The organism is Bdellovibrio sp. GT3 (genome assembly GCF_037996765.1).
In the GTDB taxonomy this organism is placed as follows: Bacteria; Bdellovibrionota; Bdellovibrionia; order Bdellovibrionales; family Bdellovibrionaceae; genus Bdellovibrio.
Map to the genome: position 1 here is coordinate 102,326 of NZ_JBBNAD010000006.1, position 21,686 is coordinate 124,011.

A 21,686-nucleotide genomic window follows, 5' to 3' on the forward strand; every position below is an offset into this window, starting at 1 on the left:
TGTCAAAAGAATCTTTATGTTTTGTTTTTTTAGCTGAGAGGGCTTTTTTTCCCTCTGAAAACGGCTTTAACTTTGTTGAAATATTTTTAGCAGATTTTTCTTTTGCTTCCGGTGCGGAATCGACTTTCGCCACAAAGGCCCCCTCATTGTTCGATTCCCTTAATTAACCTTAGGTAATTTTTTATATGTAACTAAAACTTGTGTATTACACGGACTTAATCGTTTTAACTACAGCTGGTCAATTACAGAACCGTCATTTGAATTAGTGCACGCGAAGAGTTTTTAATTTATTCCCTAGAAATCAAGATGTTAAGAAAACGCAACAACTAAGAAAAACGAAAAAACCGCAACTTTCTTGCTGTTTTTTTTCTGAGATTTTTTGTTTAATTATGGCTTTAACAAAAACAATTCTGAATCTTTGGTTTGCTTGTCATGAACCTTGATTTTAATTTCCTTGTTAAGTGGCATCTCTTCCTTGAACTTGTATCCTTCAGCCACTGATATCAAATCCAGTTGTTGCTCCAGCCCTTTCGCATCTGTTGTTGCTGCTGTCACTGCATAACGAGAAGAACTCAAACCCTTTACTGTTTTTCCCACCAAAGAGACACGAAACGTTTTTGCCTTTGTATCAAAGTCCACGGCAAACAATCGTCCTTTGCGGGGAACAATTGTATTTTCAAAGTATGGTCCTTCTTCTTGGGCCTCCGAAATACCATGGAACAAAAACAACACAGAAAACAAACAGATCACTAAAGCTTTCATACGCATCCCCCACGCTCAATGATTCCCCCAACCTCTGGTTATCACAAGTTCTTTTCATCGATCTGTCCAAACTCTGGTCAGATCCACCTGGGAATTAGAAATAATTATGCGGGGCTGGAAATGGCGGCAAATCACGTTAGAATACACTCTCGCAAAGGAATGTTTTTACTCATGAAGTTGGTCAAACTCCTCACGATACTGTTTGTGCTTTCAAGTGCTGCCTGCACTCAGGTCGGCCATGACTCTTTGCAGACTCGCAATTCGGAACAGATCATTGGCGGCAAACTCGTAAAAAAAGATTCTCCTATTGCAAGATCGACTGTCGGAATTTACGACGTCAATACCTCCATGATTTGCACCGGCGTTCTGCTTGATAATAACATCATCCTGACAGCAGCCCACTGCCTGACACCTAATCTTGATGAAACCTTCGTTGTTTTTGCACGGGACATGGATCCCATTATCGAAGACTATGACTTGCTTCACAAATCGCCTAACACCCGCCGGGCTCTGGCTGCCGTCGTTCACCGTGAATTCAAAGTGCCGGAAGAAATCCGGGGAACAAACAATCCGGCAAACGACATCGCTCTTCTAAAATTCAAAGGATCTGTCCCTAAAGACTACAAAGCGGCGCGTATTCTCCAAAATCCGTCATCTCTTAAGGCAGGCCTATCTACAATTGTCGCAGGCTATGGTGTCGAATCAGACGAAGTCACCGAAATCGACACCACTCAAACCGAGGACCTTCAGGCCCTGATCGATGAAGGTGTTGCTATCTGCTATTTTGATGACGAGGAAAACAAAGAACGCTGCTTCAGCGAAGAGCTTTCCGGTCCCGCTGTTCTAAAATCTACTTCCGTGAAAATTGGCAGTTTCCCAAACCCATTTGAAGTGATTTTGTCGCAGGACAAAACCCACGGTCCTTGCCTGGGTGATTCCGGTGGTCCGGCATTTATCAAGTCCGGCTCTGAATACTTCGTCTGGGGTATCACCAGTCGCGGCGACATTGGCTGCTCCACTCGCACCTTCTACACCAGCATCCAGGCCTACAAAACATGGATCGTAGAGAACAGCGCTCGCCTGACTCCAATAAAATAACTCACCCCGCTCCAGCAGTTTCCATCACTGCAGAAATAAAAATCCACCTAAGTCGGGATCTCATGCAGATTGTTTGCTGACTGATAGAGGATGTTTTTATCATGGGATATGAAAAATAAATTTCTGCTTCCACTTATCGTTTCCCTTTCTATGATCTCTACACAAAGCTTCGCGGCCTTCACACCTTTATCGGTGGCGATCGTGCCGCCGATTCAGTTTCCTCCTGAGGATTTTTCCATCACAGGTTTGCGCCTAAGCGCACTATGGGGACAGCACCGCGATGTCTATGGTGTGGATCTGGGCTTGTTGGGAAATATCACAGATCAGGATTTTGTGGGTATTGGTGTCTCTGGGGTTTTCAATGCCACTTACGGCAACACTCGCATCATCGGCTTGCAGCTGGCCGGCATGGGCAACTACAACAAACAAAAAACCTCGGTCGTGGGTCTGCAAGCAGCTTTGATGACCAACTACAACGTGGCTGAAAGCAGCGTCTACGGTGTTCAGCTTTCCTTGGCTAACATCAGCGCCTTCACAGCTATATATGGCTTGCAATTGGGACTTTATAATCGCGCCAAGTCTGTCTATGGCTTTCAAATTGGCTTGATCAATGTAACCGACAATCTTCACGGTCTTCAGATCGGCCTGGTCAATATGAACAACACCGGTCCCTTTAAGATCTCTCCGATTTTAAATGTGGGCTTCTAGTCTGAAAATAGATCATCGACACCAATAAAATCCCGGTGGTAAACGCCGGGATTAAAAATCCTGAAAATCCAACCACAGGGAATAAAAAACCACCAACAACGGATCCCAGGACGAACATGGCGATAATCCCCACGCGCATGAAGGTCGCCTTGTGTTCACTCTCAAGCAGCTCACCGTGCTCTTTACTAAGGTTTTGCTTATTTAACAGTCGCACCAACCCAATCCCCAAGTCCGTCGTAATACCGGTCAGATGAGTGGTTCGCACAACGGATCTTGAAACACTGGTGATAGTTCCATTCTGAATGCCGCAAGTAAAACACAACAGGATCAACAACAAATATCCTTTTCGTGACTCCTCAAGAAAAGCCCCAAAAGGACCAAACCATCCAAGCCAGCCGCCCAAAGTCGTCAGCAAAATCAGAATCAGCATCACTGCATAGGCAATATAGTATTTGGGTTTCTTGTGAAGCTTTAAGCGCAGATCCACCAGATAACCGCTTACCATCGCACCAAACAAAAAGAACAATGGCACGATCAGCATACCTAAAGCCTGACTTCGGTTCTTCTGACTGAACTCATGACCAAAGAAAGTCGCAAACCCCGTCACATGAGAAACAAATCGATGGCAGGCCATAAAGCCACCCATATTCAAAACACCCGCCTGAAATGCCATAAGCATCCAGATAGTGATATTACTGCGAGTATAGTGAGAAATGGATTCGTTACCGTAAAGCATAGTTTCCGCTGGTGATTGGAATAAAAAAAGGGCTTCGTTTCCGAAGCCCTTTTAGGATTTACATAAACATTCCGCGAAGTTTGCGGATATCCGTCAACAAACCCTCGACCATTTCGTTCACATTGTCGAGTTTGTGATAGACCTGACTCATGTCTTTTTCTTTGCGCACATGAGCTTTAAGTTCCTTCATCGCATTTCTTGCACCTTCAATCGAAAAACGATCACGATGCAGAAGTTTACGAATCAAGAGCGCATTCTCAACATCTTTGCGCGTATACATGCGCTGATTGTTGGAAGCTTTTTTCGGCTTAAGAACATCAAACTCCGTTTCCCAGTAACGAAGAACGTATTGTTTGATACCCAAAATCTCAGCCACATCGCCGATCTTAAAAGCCATCTTATTCGGGATCGCCTTGATCTCATCCATCAACTTTTCATCACACAGCATGGCTGGGATGGAAATCTGCGGCATCTGAGAAGCCTCTGGGTTTGCACCTTGAGTTTCAGCCTCCACGAATTCCAGATGCTGATCACCCAGTGAAAGCTCAGAGCTCTCAAAGCTCATTTGCCCATCATTGGCAAATTGATCAACGATCGGAGTCATCGGATACTCAGTACGCTCACTTGTAGCTGCCGTGGTATCCGCTTCAGGACTATTCATCGTCGCCGTAGTCATCATCGTCATCGTCATCATCCTTGAGATGTTCGTACTCTTCACCGTTCAACATTGCCTTCAACACTTGTGAAGGACGGAATGTCAGAACACGACGAGCAGAGATTTTGATTTGTTCGCCCGTTTGCGGATTGCGCCCGATGCGCTCGTTTTTTCCACGCACGACAAAATTTCCAAATCCAGAAATCTTAACTTTATCGCCATTTTGCAGAACGTGCTTCAAGGTATCAAAGCACAGTTCAACCAGTTCAGAAGCTTCCTTTTTGGAGAAGCCGATCTTCTGGTAGACGTTTTCGACGATATCGGCCTTCGTCACAGTTGATTTACCCAAGTTTTGGCCAGCCATTGTGATCCTTCACTTTGTTTTAATATCTTACTTTAACTTCAAACGTTGCTTCAGCTTACGTCCCTACCGGGACTTCAGCACTGCCTGCTCCCGCAGAGCTTCAGCTTACGTCCCTGCCGGGACCTCAGCACTGCCTGCTTTCGCAGACTAAAGCGTAACAAGCATCTGAAAACAATCAACAATTTATCTCACGGAAAGGTCAAAATTCTTCTTCAAAGACTCTAGAACCTTCGATGTCACTCCGGAGATCTGCTCTTCTTGCAGTGTGCCATTTTTATCCTGAAGCCACAAACGGATCGCCACGGACTTCTTGCCCGCCTCCATTTTGTCGCCTTCATACAGGTCAAACACATCCACATTCACAAGAAGTGCACCCGCAGCTTTACGGATATCTTTTAGAACATCGCCCACCTTCAGCGCTTTTGGCATCACGAAGGCAAAGTCACGCTCCACCACCTGGAACTTGGAAACGCTTTGAATACGGAATGGACGAGGCTGACCTTTGTACAATTGATCCAGATCAAACTCACCGATCGCCGCAGGCACACGGATTTTTGCGTCATCCAAAATAACCGGATGAACAGTTCCGATAAAGCCCACCTTCTTACCTTCCACCAACAACTGGGCAAATTGCCCTTGGTGCATGAATGCTGGAACCTCTGCTTTGTTGGCAGGAGTCACCCAAGTGTAAGAAGAAATATTCAAAGACTTCAAAAGAGTTTCCACTGTCGCTTTCAACTCAAACACGATTGGATAATCCAAAGACTTATTCCAAAGGTTTTCATTGCGTCCCCATAAAGCAAAACCCAAACGCGGATTTTCTCCGTAAGAACCATCATCACCCGTATAGAATGTGCTGCCGATCTCAAACAATCGACCCATCATATTGCCGTAGTGGAAGTTCGTGGAAAGATTCTTGAACAAGCCGAAGCTTAAAGAAGATCTCATTACATCCATTTCCTCGTTCAGAGGATTCATGATGCGGATTTCTTTTGCCGTCGCGTTCAAGCCCGCTGCTTTCAAAGCGGAAACATCACCAAGGAATGGTTTCTCGCCTTTGGAGCCCACAAATGCAAAGTTGAATGCCTGCTGGAAACCATCCGCACGCACCAGCTCGCTCACTGATTTATTCAGCAGGAAGCCTTTATCGTGATGAGCTGGAGGATTTGTGAATACCGGCAACGCTTCAGGAATATGATCATAACCATTCAGGCGCGCATATTCCTCAACCAGATCCATGTCCTGCTCAAGGTCAAAACGGAATGTTGGAGGCAACACCTTGAAAGTCTCGCCATTTTTTTCAACACCGCAGCCCAGGCGTTTCATGTAATCCACGAATTGAGATTCAATCGCCTCATAGCCCAGGCGATCAGAAACAGTTTTCACAGTGATCGTGATTGGATTTTTCTTAACTGGATTTGGATAGAAGTCATGGTGATCAGCAAATGCTTCGCCACCGGCGACTTCCAAAATCAATGCAGTCGCACGATTCAAACCGCGCAAAGCCCCATCTGGATCCACTCCGCGAGAGAAGCGGTAAGCGGAATCAGAATCCACACCGTGCGTGCGTGAAGTTTTACGCGCACTCATTGGCACGAAGTAAGCGGACTCCAGGAAGATTTCTGTGGTTGCATCCGTCACACCGGAATTTTTACCACCGATAACACCCGCCAAACACATTGGATGAGAAGCATCGCGAATCGTCAGCTCTTCACCGGTCAATGTCTTTTCAGAACCATCCAAAGTGATGAACTTTTCACCCGCTGTGGCGCGATCCACGACGACTTTTCCGCCACCGATGAATTTCGCATCAAAAGCATGCAATGGTTGACCCAATTCCATCATCACAAAATTCGTCACGTCGACGATGTTGTTGATGGAGTTCATGCCCACAGATTCCAGACGGTGTTTCAACCATTCCGGAGACGGACCAACTTTTACACCTTTGATCACGCGAGCTGTATAGCGCGGGCAAAGATCAAAAGCTTTCACTTCCAAGGCGATTTCTTTTTTGGAGGAATTTGAACCCAGTTTTGGTTCTGCTTTAGGAGTTTTCAATTCTTTTGAAAGCAAGCACGCCACCTCGCGTGCAAGACCGAAATGACTTAGGCAGTCCGCGCGATTCGGAGTCACTTTCAATTCGAAAGTGATATCGTCATAACCACCGTACTCTGCATAAGATTTACCGATCGGCGCATCCACTGGCAAAATTTCGATGCCGTCAGATTCCTTTGCCAGGCCCAGCTCTTTCAAAGAACAAAGCATACCAGCAGAGTCCACACCACGTACCGCAGATTTTTTAATTGCGAAATTGCCCGGCAAAACTGCCCCTGGCAAGGCCACGATCACGCGGTCACCCGCTTTGTGATTTTGCGCCCCGCAAACGATTTGGTGTACCACATCGCCCGTCGAAACACGGCACAAGGAAAGTTTATCCGCATTGGGATGTTTGTCTTTTTCAAGGATGTGACCAATCACCACGTGATTGAAGTCTTTGGCAAGATTCGTGATCTCCTCGACTTCCAGTCCCGCGCGAGTCAAAGTTTCTGCAAGTTCTTCCGGCTTGGTAAAGAACTCTTTCACATCCACATATTCTTGGAGCCATTTTAGACTGATTTTCATTTTACAAACTGCCTTAAGAAACGAACGTCATTTTCAGGGAACAAACGGATGTCTTCGATGCCGTACTTGATGATGGCCATACGCTCAACACCAAATCCGAATGCGAAACCTTGATATTTTGGATATTCAATTTTCGCCATTTGGAAGACTTTTGGATTTACCAATCCACAACCACCGATCTCGATCCATCCAGTTTGCTTACAAAGACTGCAGCCTTTGCCTTTACAAATCGGGCAAGAGCAATCCACTTCCGCAGAAGGCTCTGTGAATGGGAAAAAGCTTGGACGGAAACGAGTTTTCAAACCTGGACCGAAATATTCACGAACGAAGAAACTGATCGTGCCTTTAAGGTCTGCCATGGAAACTTTCTCGTCCACACACAAAGCTTCAATTTGATGGAAGTTCGGCAAATGCGAAATATCGCTATCACAACGGAACACCGGACCGGTACCAATCACGCGCAGTGGAAGTTTTTCCTCTTCCATCGTGTGGATTTGAATCGGACTCGTGTGAGTTCTCAAGACGTGAGTTTTATCGATGAAGAATGTATCCTGCATGTCACGCGCCGGGTGATCAGCTGGAATATTCAAAGCTTCAAAGTTGTAGTAATCTTTTTCGATCACAGGTCCCGTGCGTACGGAGTATCCCAAACGCGACATGATGGTGAAGATCTCCTCGATCACCATGTTCACCGGATGCTGCGAGCCCTTGGCACGCGAAGCACTTGGCAACGTCAGATCCAACTCTTCAGAAGACATCTTGGCATTGATCTCAGATTTCTTAAGAGCCTCTTCCGCTTCTGTGTAAGCCGCTTCAAGAACTGCCTTCACTTCATTGACCTTCTTACCAAACAGAGGTTTTTCCTCTTTCGGCAAGGAAGCCATTTCTTTCATGATTTCTGTAAGAGAACCACTTTTCCCAAGGTATTGAACCTTGAGATCGTAAAGTTCCTTGGAACCAGGAGCCGCTTTGAAGGCCGCCAGTGCCGCTTCTTTGATGGAATCGAGTTTGGACGTTGTCATAGAAGTCAGTTATCCCGCCAAAAGCCCCTATTTTCAAGGATTTGGCCGACATAGCCCATGGCGGCAAGGACAACATGCTTTTGAATTAAGCAAAAGCGGCCACTTTCCCGCGCCAGAGTCCTGTCTCAAGATGATATTGTCCCTCGAAAAATCAACATTTGTTCCGTGAGAAACAGGTCCAGAACCGTTCAGCCGCCCCCCGTCGGCGCCGATATATTCCCTATGGGAGTCGTTATGAAATACTTGCTTTTAGCTCTGGCAATCCTGACATATTCACACCAAAGCTTTGCTCAGCTGGATTCGGATATCGAAGCCGAAATGTCCATGGGCATGTCTGAGGAAGCGAAAATCGATGCCCAGGAGCAACGAAAGTTCCTGGAGCGTGAAAAGGTTCGCCGCGAACAAATGCGCCAACAGGCCGTAAAAACAACCAGCGAGGCGAAGAACCTTGAAGCACAGGCTGCCCGTGAAGCTCAACAGACTCGCGTGGAAAAAGAACGCCTGACGGTTCAGGTGAAAGAATATCAACGCCAGATCAAAATGAACGAAGAGCGCAAACTCAAGGCGCAAAAAGAAATTCAGTATCAAAAAGACGAGGCGGCTCGCTATAAAAAGTTCGCCCAGGAATACAAAGACAAGCGCGATGTCACCAACAAGGAAATCGAACGCCTGAATGAAGACGGTCGTAATATCGCGAAATGGACGGCTGAGGCGAAAGCTGAAGCGGCCAGAAGCCAGCGCGATGCTGCCTATGCAGCTGCCAAGGCCAAGCAACAAGAGGCCTATAACGAAAGAGCCCGCCAGGACGGTAACCGCGTCTACCGCGGCATCAGTTCCGAGCGATAATTGAATCTGATCAGTGTCTAAAATCCCGACGAATCCCCCGGGTCCCGGGGGCTTTTTACAGGGCCCCTTTCCACAGACTCCGCTTTTCCGCTCGAAATAAGCTAAACCCTTCTATCTTAAGACAAAAACGGCTATAACAGCCGTTCCATGGCACATAAGAACAAATCGAACTACAGTCCCTATAAAGCCCGTCAAGAAGCCCGTGCGCAAGCAATGGGTGCCAAGTTCGCCAGCGCCCCGCCGGCTGAACAAAAGGGACGCCATAAAAAACCTGAATCCATTTTCGAGTTGAACGAAGCCAACGATCGTCTGGCTGATATTTTTCGTAATCATGATTTCAACCTGGTGAACCACAGCCAGCGTCAGCAATTGGCCCACTTCTATCGCCTGTTGATGTTGAATCAGGAAAAAGAAAACTTCACGCGCCTGTTGAAGCTGAAAGACATCGCCATCAAGCACTTCATCGATTCCATCATCATCATGAAGCACACGAAACTTCAGTTCCCGCTTTTGGACGTCGGTACAGGGCCAGGCTTCCCGGGCATCCCTTTGAAAATCATGTACCCGGACGAACAGATTCTTCTGGGCGAGGGCGTGCAACGTCGCGTGGAATTTTTAAAACACGTGCGCACTGAAATGAAACTTCCGAAGCTGGACATCCTGGGCCGCAATATCAACAAACACTGCGTGTACCCGGTCAATGGCGCCATCACACGCGCGGTGGAGGATATCGGAAATACTCTTGGAAATGTCATCAACTGCCTGAACATCGGCGGCCGTGTGTATTTCATGAAAGGTCCCGGCGTGGATCCGGAAATCAAAATGGCCAAAGAGAACTGGTCCGAGTATTTCAAATTGGTCGAGGACACGGCCTACTCCCTGCCCCACACACCTCATGACCGCCGCATGGTGGTCTATGAGAAAATCAAACACATGCCTTTACCGGATGAAGATGAAGGCGAAGAGATGTTGTTTGAGGAGCTGACAAACGAAGAGAAAAGACGCTGGGCGGTTTACAAATGATCGAAATCTCCTCTAAAACGAATGACCACTTTCGCCGCTGGATGGATCTTTCGTCCTCCCGGGGTATTAAAAAGCACGGTGAATTTATTCTGATGGGCGAAAAGCTTATTCAGGAGTTTTTGCAGAATCCAAATTTTAAAATCAAAGCGGAGATCTTGCACGAAGACTTGAAATCCGTAACGTTAACTCATGCGGTTTCAAAAACTCAGCGCATTCCGGTTTTTAAATTGCCGAAAGCCCTTTTCAACGAAGTCGACGTTGTGGGCACGCACTACAACCTTTTGGTTTTGGAACCAAAATCAATCGAGTCACTGAACGCAGCTGCCAAACCCGAAGGACTGGAAGTGATTGCTCCCCTGGGGGATCCATCCAACTTGGGCGCCTTGGTTCGCTCTGCTGTTGCCTTTAAAGCAAATAAAATTATTCTGACCGAGGAAAGCAGCTCACCTTACCATCCGAAAGCCATCAAGGCCTCGGCGGGTGCATTGCTAAAAATTCCGCTGTATAAAACCGGAAAATTTTTGGAGTTCGTTCAGACGAACAACGAGATATACGCTTTGGATATGAAGGGCGAAAACGTAGCCAAATTCAACTGGCCCAAAAACCTTCGCCTGGTTATCGGCGAAGAAGGCCCCGGCTTTAGCGGCGTCAAGGGCCTGAACCGCCTGTCTGTGCCGACAGACGGTGTTGAATCTCTGAATGCGACTGTTGCCGCATCCATTGCTTTATTCAGCTACGCTCAAAAACATTCTTAATACTAGTTCTGTGTGGGCTGTCTTGGTACCACACAAACTACACCACAACGATAGAAGCCTTTTTTCCAGCCGCCCCAGCAGTGTTTGTGCATGCGTTTGTAAGGCTTGTAGCAAGTCTTACCATCTGCAGGCACACACGTGTTGCCTTCATAAGCTTCGCCCGGTTTTTGATTTTCACAAATCTTGGCAGGACGATGCAAAGCCACTGTGCCCTCTTCGTTCATGGCGAAAAGACCGGAAACTGTCTCTTCAGCAAAAAGATTTCTTCCACCATGGCCTTTATTGCCACGGCCGTAGTCACATTTATAGTCACCATGTGGCGCCCATTTGCAATTTGCACGGGCATTACAAGCATAACCGCAGTGATAAATGCCCTTCTTCCAACCACCCCAGCAGTATTTGCGTGAGTTTACATATCCATCTGGACAAGTTTTTCCTGCTGGATCACAGGCACGTTGTAGCTCCATTTCGTCTGCAGCCGCTGGCTGTGGCACATCAGAACATTTTGCTGCCAAAGGATTCAAAACAACGGACCCATCAGCCGTCATTTGAAGTGTTCCTTGATATGCTTGAGCAGAACCGAAACCCAGTACGCTCAACAAAAGCAGTGTAGATAGAAATCTCATAGTAGTAATTCTCCCTTTAATAAAGTTCCGCAATCAGACCAAGAATTGAAACCCTTGTCACTTTTGAAAAGCGTAATTTTTAACAAGAGCGTTCCGGAATAAAAAAAGGCCCCCGAACGGGAGCCTTTGAAAATCAGAAATTTGATTTAGCAACTAGTCGTGGAAAGGGCCGCCGAAGCCGCCGTTGCCATCGTCATGTGCGTTGCGTGATTTTTCACAAACATAACCACAACGGTGGATACCTTTTTTCCAACCACCCCAGCAGTATTTATGCATGCGTTTGTAACCAGAGCCGCAGTTTACACCGTCAGCTGGACGACAAACAACCCATTGTTCCATGTCACCTGCAGTAGGACCTTGATCTTCGCAGATAACTTTTGCAGTTTTGAATTCAACTGCGCCATCTTGTTGAAGGTTCAAGATACCAGAGATTTCACCAGCAAATGCTTGTGGACCCGGAGCTGCACCAGCTCTTGGACGGCTGCATTTCCAGTCGCCACTGTGATTCCAACCGCATTGCTCTTGTGGCTTACAAGAGATACCGCACTTCTGGAAACCTTTTTTCCAACCGCCCCAGCAAAGCTTCGCGAATTGGTCGTAACCCGTTGGGCAAGAGTTGCCTGCTGGCTTACAATAGTTACCGTTTGCTACCGGTGTAGCAGGGCAAACGCCACCTTTTAGAGGTTGGATTTGTGCGCCTTCAAGTGTTGGAACAAGGGCACCTTCGAATGCCATTGCAGTAGAGCCAACAAAGCCCAAAGACAAAAGAATCATCAAAAACTTTTTCATTTTGTACTCCTGTTTAGTATTTAATTGTCCAAAGATTATGGGCGCAATCTAATGAAGACCACTTAACTAAGCAAGCGTTGTCGACTATCAAATTGCTATCGACGCGGGAGACAATCGTATAGAATAACAAAATCATGACAATTCATTCAGAAATTTCAAAATTGCAAAGCAAACCGAGAGCGAAAGTTCTTCAAAGATTCTTTAAAACCGGCCATGGTGAGTACGCCGAAGGCGACGTGTTTTTAGGGCTAACTGTCGGTCAAAGCCGCGCTATCGCTAAGCAATTCAAGGAATTGCCTCTCTCAGAACTAACTCATCTTCTATCGTCACCCATTCACGAAGAGCGACTTATTTCCTTAATAATTCTGACACAGCGTTATCGCAAGGCAGATGAGAAAGAGCAGAAAAAGATCTTCACCTTTTTGATTAAAAATCGAAAAGGAATCAACAACTGGGATCTTGTGGACACTATTGCTCCGGCGGTTTTTGGCCCTCACCTCTTCGACAAGGACCGCGTGATCCTTTATAAATATGCAAAGTCAAAAAATGTTTGGGAGAGAAGGATTGCGATCATCTCGACTTTCTATTTTTTGCGCCAACACGACTATCTGGACACATTGAAAATCGCAGAGCTGCTTCTGCAAGACGAACACGATCTTATTCACAAAGCCGTGGGCTGGATGTTGCGCGAAGTGGGCAAACGCGATGTAAAGACCGAAAAGAAATTCCTAAACAAACACGCGGCAGTCATGCCACGGACCATGCTTCGCTACGCCATTGAAAAATTCCCCGAGAAGGAACGCCTGCGCTATATGAAAATGAAGAAGGCCTAAACGCACAATCCCTCACATCCGCGAAAACCGCACCCACAGCGGATTCCCCGACTATCGTACAAATTTTTGACTCTTCTCAAAGACATTCCTTCTAAGCCTTAGACAGTTTTAAAAACAGTAAAGGTTTTCCGGGCCATGACCGATCATCTTGACATGGCAAGATTCATTATAAAAAACCTGCTTTTTATTTTGATCTCGGGATTTCTGGTTACTGCTTGCGGAAACAATTCCTCACTCAGCTCCAGTCAACTTTCCAGCACAACCGGCGACGACTCAGCAGCCGGAATTGAGACCCCTGATCCAACACCAACCCCTACACCGTCGGTAGAACCGACACCGTCACCAACACCTGGTGCTTTGGCTGTCGCCCCAATTTGGGAAGCTGCAAAAACTGATGGCAAACTATGGACCACGCACGTGATGACTCAACTTGAGGTTTTAGGAGAAGACCTTCTTGATGTGATTCCGGCTGACGGCACCACTTTCTGTCCGAAATACAACAGTCTGACTCGCGAACAACGTAAGAACTTCTGGGTCTACCTGATATCACAGATGACAAAGTATGAATCAAATTTCACACCTACGATGAACTACACGGAAAACTTCGATGACAGTTCCGGCAACAACGTGATCAGCGCTGGCCTTCTGCAGCTCTCAGTTGAAAGTGGCAACGCCTACGGGTGTGGCCTTAAAAAGACAACCGACCTGCATAATCCATATACGAACTTAAGCTGTGGTATCCGCATCTTAAATCGTTGGATGGGAAAAGATGCCCGTATCGCGGGACAGGTCAGCGGAAGCTGGAGAGGTGGCGCCCGCTACTGGGCCGTTCTGCGATCATCGAACTCGCCTTACGCAAAAATCGTGGCGGCGACCAAAGCGATTTCAATCTGTAAATAACCATTCCCTGGCAGCTCATTCCCCTGAATTGCCTCCCTTAAAACAAAACCCCATCTTTTTAGATGGGGTTTTACTTTTTAAACTTAGCAAGGAATCAGATTTTTCAAAGTTTCCGCAGAGGGTGGTTTTTCCCAAAGGGATATCACATACCCACCACCGCCTGAACCCGTGGGTTTCACGGCAATGGCTCCTTGCTCGCGCAACCAGGCAATGTGACTTGCCGGAGCCCCTTCATTCAGGCCCCATTTATCGAAGCACTCAGCACCCATATTCAGGGCCTGCACCAGAGTCTGCAGACCTTCTGATTCTGAATCCATCAACAACGCCTTCTGCGCTGTCTCGACGGCCTTGGCCATGTTCAGGTCAATTTGCTGGCCCACGGGAGGCTGCTTAGCCAATAGATCCTTCACTTTATTAACAGCATCTGCGGTAACGCCACGTTTGCCGGAATAAGAGATATACCAGCGCGGCTTCCATTTCGGAGTGATTTCAGTACGCTCGCCATTGCGAACAAAGCGCAATCCTTGTCCACTTAAAGCCACGGAAATATCAATACCACTGCTTTCGCCATGGAATAGATCTTCAAGACTGCGCGCAAACTCAAAATACTCAGATTCCTGAACGTAACCCAGGTGTCCCAGCCACCGAGTCAGCGCCACACAAAGAGCGGCGGAAGCACCCATCCCGGCACCCACAGGTAACGATGAATCCACATGCAAGGTTCCAGTGAAAACCGGACGAGGAATATTTTTTAGCTGAAAGGCTCTTTCCAAAACACCCCAGAAAAGAAGCTGCATTTCCTGGCCGTGATCACCTTTAAGATCCAGAACCAGGGCATGCTCGCCAGGAGTGTATTTTAGTTCCAAAGTGCGTGATGGAATTGGAAACACCAATGAAGGATATCCGCGAATCACGGAATGATCCCCCATCAGAATCCATTTACCAAAAGCCGTGCACTGAAAACTAGTGGACATCAGGCTTTACTCCCTCGAAGGCTAAAACTTTGAATTTCTCGCCGAAATGCTGGCGGTATTCAGAAAAACGTTTTATCTGATCATGACGGAACAACATATGCACATTGGCACCGGCATCCATGGTCACCAACGGACCATCCTGCCAACGATTCCACAACTTCTCGCACTCGGCCAGAACTTCTTTGGAAGCTTCTGTCATGTAACTAAATGCCGGAGTGCTGGTTTCAAACAAGCGATGCATATCAATGAATTCATCCCAAACAATCTGGCGAGCCATATCCCAATCGCCGTTTTGCAGTGCCATGGAAAGATCACGCAGACGGATTTCAGCACGCTCCACACGACCTTCAAAGCGAGGACTGGTGGTAACAAGCTTATGGGCCTCTGATGACGATACTTCCTTCTTGGACGCTTCAACCACCACACAGATGTGGTGCATGTCTGCCAAGGGCAGATTCATCGGTTGCGCGTACTCTTGCTGCCACAAAGCCCACGGCGTATACAATGAGCGGCAAGAAGAGCCGGACCCCTGACGGGAAAGTTCAGACAAAAACTTCTTATCTGCACCCCAAGGTTGTGGATTTATTTTTTGAAACATCTCGGCTGCTGCCAACGTCAAAGCCGCAAAGCTTGACGCGGAACTAGCCAGACCGCAATCAGAGGGAAAGTTATTAGCGGATTCAACCAGGAAGTTTTTTGTAACTCCCCACTTGTCCTTCAAGTTTGCCAGATGTTTCAAAAATCTTTGCTGACCTTTTTCAGACAGATCGATTTTTTCAAGATCCTCGCGCACCAGCGGTTTCCAACGGTCGACACCACCGTCAATTTCGGTCAAACGCACGAAGGTGCGCAGATTTTCCAAAGTATAGGACAAAGATGCATTGGTCGGTTTATTACCCGTTCCTTCAATCTTTCCCATGTACTTGATCAACGCAATGTTTGACGGAGCAGAAACCAAAACCTGATTCATAGACTAACTTTCCTTCTCACTGATATGAAGACCTGCTGAAACTGTGCGGTTGGAGGCAATCACATTCACCTTCACTTCCTGGCAATGTCTTTCAATCACTTCGGACTGATTCTTATCGGTCACTACAAACATCACATCGGCGCCCAAAGCGCCACAGCCCTTCGCCGCTTTCACTCCCGGTAGTGCACGCAGCCCTTCCAAAAGTTTCAACGTGGGCTCACAAGTAAAATTCAAATCTTTCAATGCCTGGGCATAAGCCTTCACACCACTGATCAACTCTGCCGAGTTCACAGCAGCGAAAGATTCATGCACCTGATAAGCGGCTTTCTCTAAAGCCGACGAATCGAACTCTTTTAAAGTCTTCAGATGTTCGTGGGTCGCCACTTTATTGCCCGTGTGGATCAGATAAAAATCCAGATCCTCAAAAGGCCAGTTTGTGACTGACAATAAACCTTTGCGCTTTTCAAAGAATGTCAGGTTGCCCTTCATCTGCGCGATCAGGTCAGTGCCACTTGGCGGAGCCCCTTCGCCATTCCAGGCATACTTCAAATACACAGACAGAAGATGCTTGAAATCAAACTGAGCTTCCATCCCGATTTGATGGGATTCACGGTGCATCCAAAAAGCATAAGCCCCCAGGAATTGCGCCGTCGAGGCACCAAAGCCACCGACTTTATAGGGATCTTCAAATTTCAAATTAATGTTTTTAAAGTACTGCGCATGATCGAGTACAAATTTTCCAGCCGGAGATTCAGGGTGAATACTTCCCAAGCCCGGCGTGCTTTGATTTTCATCGGCCTTGACTGCCGTGACCACAAAGCAAGGCTTCGACAGCACGAACAAGGCCGGTCCGCCGTGGAGGGCCAGATATTCGCCCACCAAAAAAGTCTTACCAGGAATCGTGCACGTCAAAGCCAAGTTGAACTCCTCTTAGTGAGGACGCTGAGTCGAGCTGGAAGCCTGACCCGCACGAAGCTCTTTTAGAACTTCAATCGCATTGCTAAGGGAAATACGCTTACGAATAGTCAAAATCTCTTCCAGCTTCTTTTGTACCGCCGGGATCTCACGCTCTTCAGCGCCCGCTCCCAGTGCCAGGTTTTTAGTATGAAGCTTCATGTGGCCTTCGATAATACCGACAGTCGTCAGAGCTTTCAGAGCCCCCAGGTTTTGAACCAATCCCACTGCCGCAATCACGCGCGAAAGCTCGTTTGCGGATTGAGTGCCCAACATTTTCATACACATCATCGCCGTTGGATGCAGAGTGGTCACACCACCCACAGTTCCAACCACTAATGGTGCTTCAAACACACCGGTCAGGCCGCCGTTTTCACGGTACCATTTGGTGATGGAGCGATACTGACCATCACGGCAAGCGTAAGCATGAATGCCCGCTTCCACCGCACGCCAATCGTTTCCTGTCGCCACCAAAACCGGATCGATACCATTCAGCACACCTTTGTTGTTGGTGGCAGCACGGTATGGGTCCATTTGTGCGAACAAAGAAGCTTCTTCGATTTTTTCGGCCAAAGCCGGATCAATGTCATTAATACGAACCACAGCGCGAGTGACTTTTGTATCCACTAGATTGGACAGGATACACATCGTCACTTTTTCGCCTGTGAATTGTTCGATCGGCTCTTTCAGGTATTCACACACCTGATTCATGATGTTCGCGCCCATGGCATCGCAAGGATCCATCAAAACGTGAACCACAGCCATGTCAGTGCCATCACCACGAGGTACACGGCGCACTTGAATATCACGAACACCACCACCGCGACGAACCAGGCCAAAAGCCACTTCGCGGTTGGAGATTTCGATCATGTAGTTTTTTTGAGCCAGAAGTTGTTTTTCAAAAACCGCAAAGTCTTTCACTTTGGCGATTTGAATTTGACCGATGATTTCACTGCCCACCACTTCAGTTGTGATAGAGCCGGATTCACGGATCCATTTTGCAGATTTACAAACAGCTGCCACGATGGAAGTTTCTTCCACCGCCATTGGAATAGCGAAGTCTTTGCCATCGATACGGAAATTAGTGGCAACGCCCAAAGGCATTTGAAAATAACCGATAACATTTTCGATGAACTTTTCACCCAAAGTCGTGTCACGCAGACCACCCTTTGCCAGGTAATCGACGTCCGCTTGTTGCAAAGCACCCACCTCAACCAAAGAATCCAAACGTTCCTGGCGAGTCAGTTTTGAGAAACCTTTAAAGATCTCTTGCAGTTGTTTTTTCATCGAACCACCTTCTTATCTGCCAGCTCAGCCAAGTTTCCGCTGCCTGTGCAGAATAGTGCGATTTTAAGTTCAGTTTCCAAACGATTCAGTAAGTTCTCCAGAGCATCGTCGCCTTGCAAAGCCGCTTCTAAAAACGGTTTTGCAATTCCGACCTTTTTCGCTCCTAAGGCACATAGTTTAGCCACATCAAGGCCCGTACGCACGCCGCCCGATGCCCAAACTTCATAAGTGACGCCAGCCGCCTTAGCATTGCGTAAAGACTCTACCGTGCTGATGCCCCAGTTCGCGAAAGTTTGCGCCACTTGGTAAAGCATCGTGGTCTCTTCAGAGCGATAACCTTCAACACGTCCCCAGTGAGTTCCGCCCTTACCAGCCACGTCGACCGCGGCAATGCCGGTGCCTTCAAGGCGCTTCAGCGTACTCACAGAAAACCCACAGCCAACTTCCTTCACTATCACCGGAACTTCTGCGAATTTCACGAGGTTTTCAATAGCTTGTAAGGAGTTCTTAAACTCTGTGGTGCCTTCGGGCTGCAAAGCTTCTTGCAGAGGGTTAACATGGACAAACAAAGCCACCGCTTCGGTCGCATTCACCAAGCGGCGAATGTCATCCAACGGGGTTTTGATCAATTGAGCAATACCAATATTTCCCAGGAGGCGGGCTTTGGGTGCAGCTTTACGCACCAGAGTCCACTCCTCGGCAGCATTGGTATCATTCAATTCACGACGTTGAGAGCCCACACCCATCAAAATCTGACGGCGATCGCTTAAACGAGCCAGGGCCTGATTGATTTCACGACCGTGCTCATGACCCGCGGTCATGGAAGAAATAAAAATGGGAGAAGAAAGAGAGAAAGACTGTTTGGAAAAAGAAAAAGAGGTCGAAATATCGACCTCTTTAAAATTCAAGTCAGGCAAAGCCTCATGAACTAATTCGATCGAATCCAATCCCGTTTGCCCTTCAGTCTGAGACCTTGGGTCCAGCGCGATCCTGATATGGTCGCGCTTTCGATTTTCAAACTGCGTATTGGATTCGCTCATTGCCGTTGCTCCTTATGAGCTTCGACTTATTTCAAAGCGTGTTTGCAAAGTGCTGCGAAACCCGCTGCATCAGTGATAGCCAAGTTAGCCATAACTTTACGGTCTACTTGGATGCCAGCTTTAATCAAGCCACCGATCAAACGAGAGTACGTAGTACCATTCAAACGAGCAGCTGCATTGATACGTTGATTCCACAAAGTGCGGAAGTTACGTTTTTTAGCTTTACGATCGCGGTAAGCGAAAGCCATACCACGGTCATTTTTCTCTACCGCGTGGATGTACGCGCGAGAACCAGCGCTGTAGTAACCTTTTGCTCTTTTAAGAACTTTTTTGTGACGAGCACGATTTGTTTTACCAGATTTTACACGAGCCATTTTGAACCTCTGTTTAGATCTCTACTGCCAATTTGTACGGCTTAAGAGAGAAAATTTATTTATTAACTTAAAAACCTTAGAATACTAGGCAGCGACGTGCTTGAAGCATGTTCGCGTCTTCTACGTAAGATGTTTTACCAAGTTGTCTTTTTGTTTTTGAGCTCATGTGAGAGTTCAAGTGACGCATACGAGTGCTTTTTTTCTTAACTTTGCCGCTCGCAGTAACTTTCATGCGTTTTTTAGCGCCTGAGTGAGTACGCATTTTCATAGGTATTCCCTTGTCTCCGATAAGGCGTTCCTCCCGATGGGGAAGACTCTTAGTAGTGCCCTAGTCAGTCATAAATACGGACTCATGGTTTTAGGTCGAATACTGTGGAAATGCAAGCATTTTAACAGGCTTGTAAAACGAAAAAAGGACGCTTGGGCGTCCTTTGGATATATTAATGATTTTAGGTAGTTAGAAAGCCCAGAAGGGTCCTGAAACCGTAGTTCCGCTAGGATTTCCGGTAGTACGATTGATGACTGCCGACTTCCCGTAGATCCCAACATAGACCGACCGGCCTAGGAAAAACGGCAGCCCCCAATCAAAGGGGTCTCCATTTAGATCCGACGAGTCAAAGGCGATATTGCGGTAAACCATGCTGTATGGCTCTGACGAAGCCAACGTGACCATATTACCGACCTCAAAAGATACCACTTTCGTGGTTGCGCCCGACTTCATCGTTGCTGAAATGTTGATTAAGGATGCCGGGCAATAAAAACCCGAATCTCCGGAACACAGAGCTGGATACCCACCAGATTGTTGTGGAAATCCGTTAAAGTTAGTTCCGCTATCAATGAATGAGTAATCGTATGTATTCCCATTGTACTCTGTAGCGAAAGTCGCATCATGGTCCTGAGCGAAAACAGTCAGGTCTGTCCCTGAATTATTCGCATCCGTACCGATACCTAATATAAGATATCCGTAGGCCGCACCAGCTCCTACTAGAGGCACATCAGGCAACATCATCACAAGTCCATTATTATGTGATACAAGCTTTGCAACAGGGTTTACGATTTGATCTGCGGCAGGAACTGGAACCTCAATGCAGTCATCTGTAGTAGACTTGCACCCCCAGTATTTATTCGGCAAGGTCGCGGGGACCCCGGAAGTACACCCATTTTGTCCGACAGTGCCAAACCCAACACTGCAATCTTCAACAAAAGACCCTACGCCAATTATGCCGTTAAAACCAGCCACATCAGGACCTGAATCAGGGTTGCTAGCGCATTTTGTTTTTTCTGAATAGTCAGAATCCAGGGTTACAATAGAAACCGAACCATCAGTTTTAATATTTCCTAACTTCACATCAGCTTTTACAACCTGCCCCCAATGCCCGGAACCATCGAGATATCGCGTGCAGTTTGCAATCCCTCGTGTGGAATCACCCGAGTATGTCACCTGATCCAACGGAACCGTGATTAGTGATTTAAAAATCTTCAAACCATAACTACCCGTGTCCACCAGAATGTTATCGATAGTTTGGCACTGTGAAGTTCCGGGTTTGCAGATCGTAACGCTGATACACGGCTCATTCACATAGCCATGCACCCCGCAAGCCCCAACGGACAATGGAACTACGTTATCACCAGTAAGATTTGTAGGAAAGTAAACGGAAGGCTTACGAGTACTACCGCCACCACCTTCCGAGCATCCAAGCTGGTTCATGCCGACAACAAGTCCACTCAATAAAATTAAAGCCGCTTTGATTTTATTCATTGTAGTTGATGTCCTTTAAATCAAAGCCCTGCGGCAAGCTTGCTGGAATGTAAGCACGCCCTCGCTGATCTGTCTGGCGACTGGATCCCTCGACGACGATGTTATCCGTCTTGATTTTCAAAGTCTTACGACCATACACACGGCCGCGCGCCGCAATCTTATCCTTGTACTCCGGCAAATAAGTGCCTAACAATTCCTCAAGAGGTGGCAAACTTGTGCCCTTCCAGGAAATTGCAAAGACCACCCCTGCGGAGTTCACGTATTGACGAATTTTAAGGTCGCCTGATTCAGTTTCACTGATCGTATAAGTCGTACCTGCAGAAGTTGCTTTTTTGGATTGTGCAGATTTGGAAGTGGATGAGGAGCCCGAGACCAATTGGTCCCCGAGTGCGGCACTGGCAGGCATAGAAGTGAACAAGTACATCGCCCCCAAAAGAAGGCCACAAATCTGATGTTTCATGAGGGCTCCCACTGATAGTATTTTCGGTTTAATTCAGCGAATTCGTAAGTGAAAAACGGCTTTTTTGTTATTCGTTTCCCATAACATGACAACCCTTTCCCAAGACGGGATTTGCTTAGGTTTTGTCGA

Annotated in this window: 24 protein-coding genes; 7 read left to right on the top strand and 17 right to left on the bottom strand. The window is 47.1% G+C overall.

Going from position 1 to position 21,686, the window contains the following annotated elements; genetic code table 11:
• Window positions 1–387: 387 nt before the first annotated feature.
• Window positions 388–762 (bottom strand): hypothetical protein, encoded by a 375-nt coding sequence (locus AAAA73_RS15830; protein ID WP_340599465.1) that lies wholly within the window; start codon window positions 760–762, stop codon window positions 388–390.
• Between the two features lie 171 nt (window positions 763–933).
• On the opposite strand from AAAA73_RS15830, the gene AAAA73_RS15835 reads away from it, so the two are divergent.
• Window positions 934–1,860, top strand: coding sequence for a S1 family peptidase (locus tag AAAA73_RS15835; RefSeq protein ID WP_340599466.1), 927 nt, complete (start codon window positions 934–936; stop codon window positions 1,858–1,860).
• Between the two features lie 108 nt (window positions 1,861–1,968).
• Window positions 1,969–2,568, top strand: coding sequence for an LA_2272 family surface repeat-containing protein (locus tag AAAA73_RS15840; RefSeq protein WP_340599467.1), 600 nt, complete (start codon window positions 1,969–1,971; stop codon window positions 2,566–2,568).
• Here AAAA73_RS15840 and AAAA73_RS15845 read toward each other — a convergent pair.
• From AAAA73_RS15845 to pheS, 5 genes are all read right to left on the bottom strand, one after another.
• Complete coding sequence (locus AAAA73_RS15845) at window positions 2,534–3,304, bottom strand: YoaK family protein (RefSeq protein WP_340599468.1); 771 nt, start codon at window positions 3,302–3,304, stop codon at window positions 2,534–2,536. The genes AAAA73_RS15840 and AAAA73_RS15845 overlap by 35 nt on opposite strands.
• A gap of 58 nt (window positions 3,305–3,362) precedes the next feature.
• A complete protein-coding gene (locus AAAA73_RS15850; RefSeq protein ID WP_340599469.1) occupies window positions 3,363–3,989 on the bottom strand; it encodes a MerR family transcriptional regulator in 627 nt (208 codons plus the stop codon).
• Window positions 3,958–4,293 (bottom strand): integration host factor subunit alpha, encoded by a 336-nt coding sequence (locus AAAA73_RS15855; protein ID WP_088617065.1) that lies wholly within the window; start codon window positions 4,291–4,293, stop codon window positions 3,958–3,960. Before AAAA73_RS15855 ends, AAAA73_RS15850 begins: the two co-directional genes overlap by 32 nt.
• Window positions 4,294–4,506: 213 nt before the next feature.
• Window positions 4,507–6,945, bottom strand: coding sequence for a phenylalanine--tRNA ligase subunit beta (gene pheT / locus AAAA73_RS15860; RefSeq protein ID WP_340599470.1), 2,439 nt, complete (start codon window positions 6,943–6,945; stop codon window positions 4,507–4,509).
• Entirely contained in the window at window positions 6,942–7,967 is a 1,026-nt protein-coding gene (pheS, locus tag AAAA73_RS15865; protein WP_340599471.1) for a phenylalanine--tRNA ligase subunit alpha, read from the bottom strand. Before pheS ends, pheT begins: the two co-directional genes overlap by 4 nt.
• Before the next feature lie 234 nt (window positions 7,968–8,201).
• Between pheS and AAAA73_RS15870 the strand changes: the two genes are divergently transcribed.
• The 3 genes from AAAA73_RS15870 (at window position 8,202) to AAAA73_RS15880 (ending at window position 10,591) form a co-directional block, all read left to right on the top strand.
• Window positions 8,202–8,813, top strand: a complete 612-nt coding sequence (locus tag AAAA73_RS15870) for a hypothetical protein (RefSeq protein ID WP_340599472.1) — start codon at window positions 8,202–8,204, stop codon at window positions 8,811–8,813.
• Between the two features lie 147 nt (window positions 8,814–8,960).
• The gene (locus tag AAAA73_RS15875) at window positions 8,961–9,836 is read left to right on the top strand and encodes a 16S rRNA (guanine(527)-N(7))-methyltransferase RsmG (RefSeq protein WP_340599473.1); all 876 of its coding nucleotides are present in this window, start codon (window positions 8,961–8,963) and stop codon (window positions 9,834–9,836) included.
• Window positions 9,833–10,591 carry a TrmH family RNA methyltransferase gene (locus AAAA73_RS15880; protein ID WP_340599474.1) on the top strand — a complete coding sequence of 253 codons (759 nt, stop codon included), beginning with the start codon at window positions 9,833–9,835 and terminating at the stop codon, window positions 10,589–10,591. Before AAAA73_RS15875 ends, AAAA73_RS15880 begins: the two co-directional genes overlap by 4 nt.
• 2 nt (window positions 10,592–10,593) lie before the next feature.
• On the opposite strand, the gene AAAA73_RS15885 is transcribed toward AAAA73_RS15880, so the two are convergent.
• Window positions 10,594–11,217 carry a hypothetical protein gene (locus AAAA73_RS15885; protein WP_340599475.1) on the bottom strand — a complete coding sequence of 208 codons (624 nt, stop codon included), beginning with the start codon at window positions 11,215–11,217 and terminating at the stop codon, window positions 10,594–10,596.
• Window positions 11,218–11,370: 153 nt separating this feature from the next.
• Entirely contained in the window at window positions 11,371–12,006 is a 636-nt protein-coding gene (locus tag AAAA73_RS15890; protein WP_340599476.1) for a hypothetical protein, read from the bottom strand.
• A gap of 134 nt (window positions 12,007–12,140) precedes the next feature.
• On the opposite strand from AAAA73_RS15890, the gene AAAA73_RS15895 reads away from it, so the two are divergent.
• The gene (locus AAAA73_RS15895) at window positions 12,141–12,839 is read left to right on the top strand and encodes a DNA alkylation repair protein (protein WP_340599477.1); all 699 of its coding nucleotides are present in this window, start codon (window positions 12,141–12,143) and stop codon (window positions 12,837–12,839) included.
• A 153-nt stretch (window positions 12,840–12,992) separates the two neighbouring features.
• Window positions 12,993–13,739 (top strand): transglycosylase SLT domain-containing protein, encoded by a 747-nt coding sequence (locus AAAA73_RS15900; RefSeq protein WP_340599478.1) that lies wholly within the window; start codon window positions 12,993–12,995, stop codon window positions 13,737–13,739.
• A gap of 83 nt (window positions 13,740–13,822) precedes the next feature.
• Here AAAA73_RS15900 and AAAA73_RS15905 read toward each other — a convergent pair whose 3' ends face one another.
• The 9 genes from AAAA73_RS15905 to AAAA73_RS15945 all read right to left on the bottom strand — a co-directional run bounded on the left by AAAA73_RS15905 (window position 13,823) and on the right by AAAA73_RS15945 (window position 21,557).
• Complete coding sequence (locus tag AAAA73_RS15905) at window positions 13,823–14,713, bottom strand: mevalonate kinase family protein (RefSeq protein ID WP_340599479.1); 891 nt, start codon at window positions 14,711–14,713, stop codon at window positions 13,823–13,825.
• Complete coding sequence (locus AAAA73_RS15910) at window positions 14,703–15,683, bottom strand: diphosphomevalonate/mevalonate 3,5-bisphosphate decarboxylase family protein (protein WP_340599480.1); 981 nt, start codon at window positions 15,681–15,683, stop codon at window positions 14,703–14,705. The genes AAAA73_RS15905 and AAAA73_RS15910 overlap by 11 nt, the downstream gene beginning before the upstream one ends.
• 3 nt (window positions 15,684–15,686) lie before the next feature.
• On the bottom strand, window positions 15,687–16,601 hold the full coding sequence (locus tag AAAA73_RS15915; RefSeq protein WP_340599481.1) for a hypothetical protein: 915 nt from the start codon (window positions 16,599–16,601) through the stop codon (window positions 15,687–15,689).
• A gap of 12 nt (window positions 16,602–16,613) precedes the next feature.
• Complete coding sequence (locus AAAA73_RS15920) at window positions 16,614–17,924, bottom strand: hydroxymethylglutaryl-CoA reductase, degradative (RefSeq protein WP_340599482.1); 1,311 nt, start codon at window positions 17,922–17,924, stop codon at window positions 16,614–16,616.
• Complete coding sequence (fni, locus tag AAAA73_RS15925; RefSeq protein ID WP_340599483.1) at window positions 17,921–18,964, bottom strand: type 2 isopentenyl-diphosphate Delta-isomerase; 1,044 nt, start codon at window positions 18,962–18,964, stop codon at window positions 17,921–17,923. Before fni ends, AAAA73_RS15920 begins: the two co-directional genes overlap by 4 nt.
• Window positions 18,965–18,990: 26 nt before the next feature.
• Complete coding sequence (rplT, locus tag AAAA73_RS15930) at window positions 18,991–19,338, bottom strand: 50S ribosomal protein L20 (RefSeq protein WP_340599484.1); 348 nt, start codon at window positions 19,336–19,338, stop codon at window positions 18,991–18,993.
• A gap of 76 nt (window positions 19,339–19,414) precedes the next feature.
• Window positions 19,415–19,606, bottom strand: a complete 192-nt coding sequence (gene rpmI, locus AAAA73_RS15935; protein WP_088614378.1) for a 50S ribosomal protein L35 — start codon at window positions 19,604–19,606, stop codon at window positions 19,415–19,417.
• 189 nt (window positions 19,607–19,795) lie between these two features.
• On the bottom strand, window positions 19,796–21,097 hold the full coding sequence (locus AAAA73_RS15940; RefSeq protein ID WP_340599485.1) for a DUF3443 family protein: 1,302 nt from the start codon (window positions 21,095–21,097) through the stop codon (window positions 19,796–19,798).
• Window positions 21,090–21,557 (bottom strand): DUF2844 domain-containing protein, encoded by a 468-nt coding sequence (locus AAAA73_RS15945; protein ID WP_340599486.1) that lies wholly within the window; start codon window positions 21,555–21,557, stop codon window positions 21,090–21,092. Before AAAA73_RS15945 ends, AAAA73_RS15940 begins: the two co-directional genes overlap by 8 nt.
• Between the last annotated feature and the right edge of the window lie 129 nt (window positions 21,558–21,686).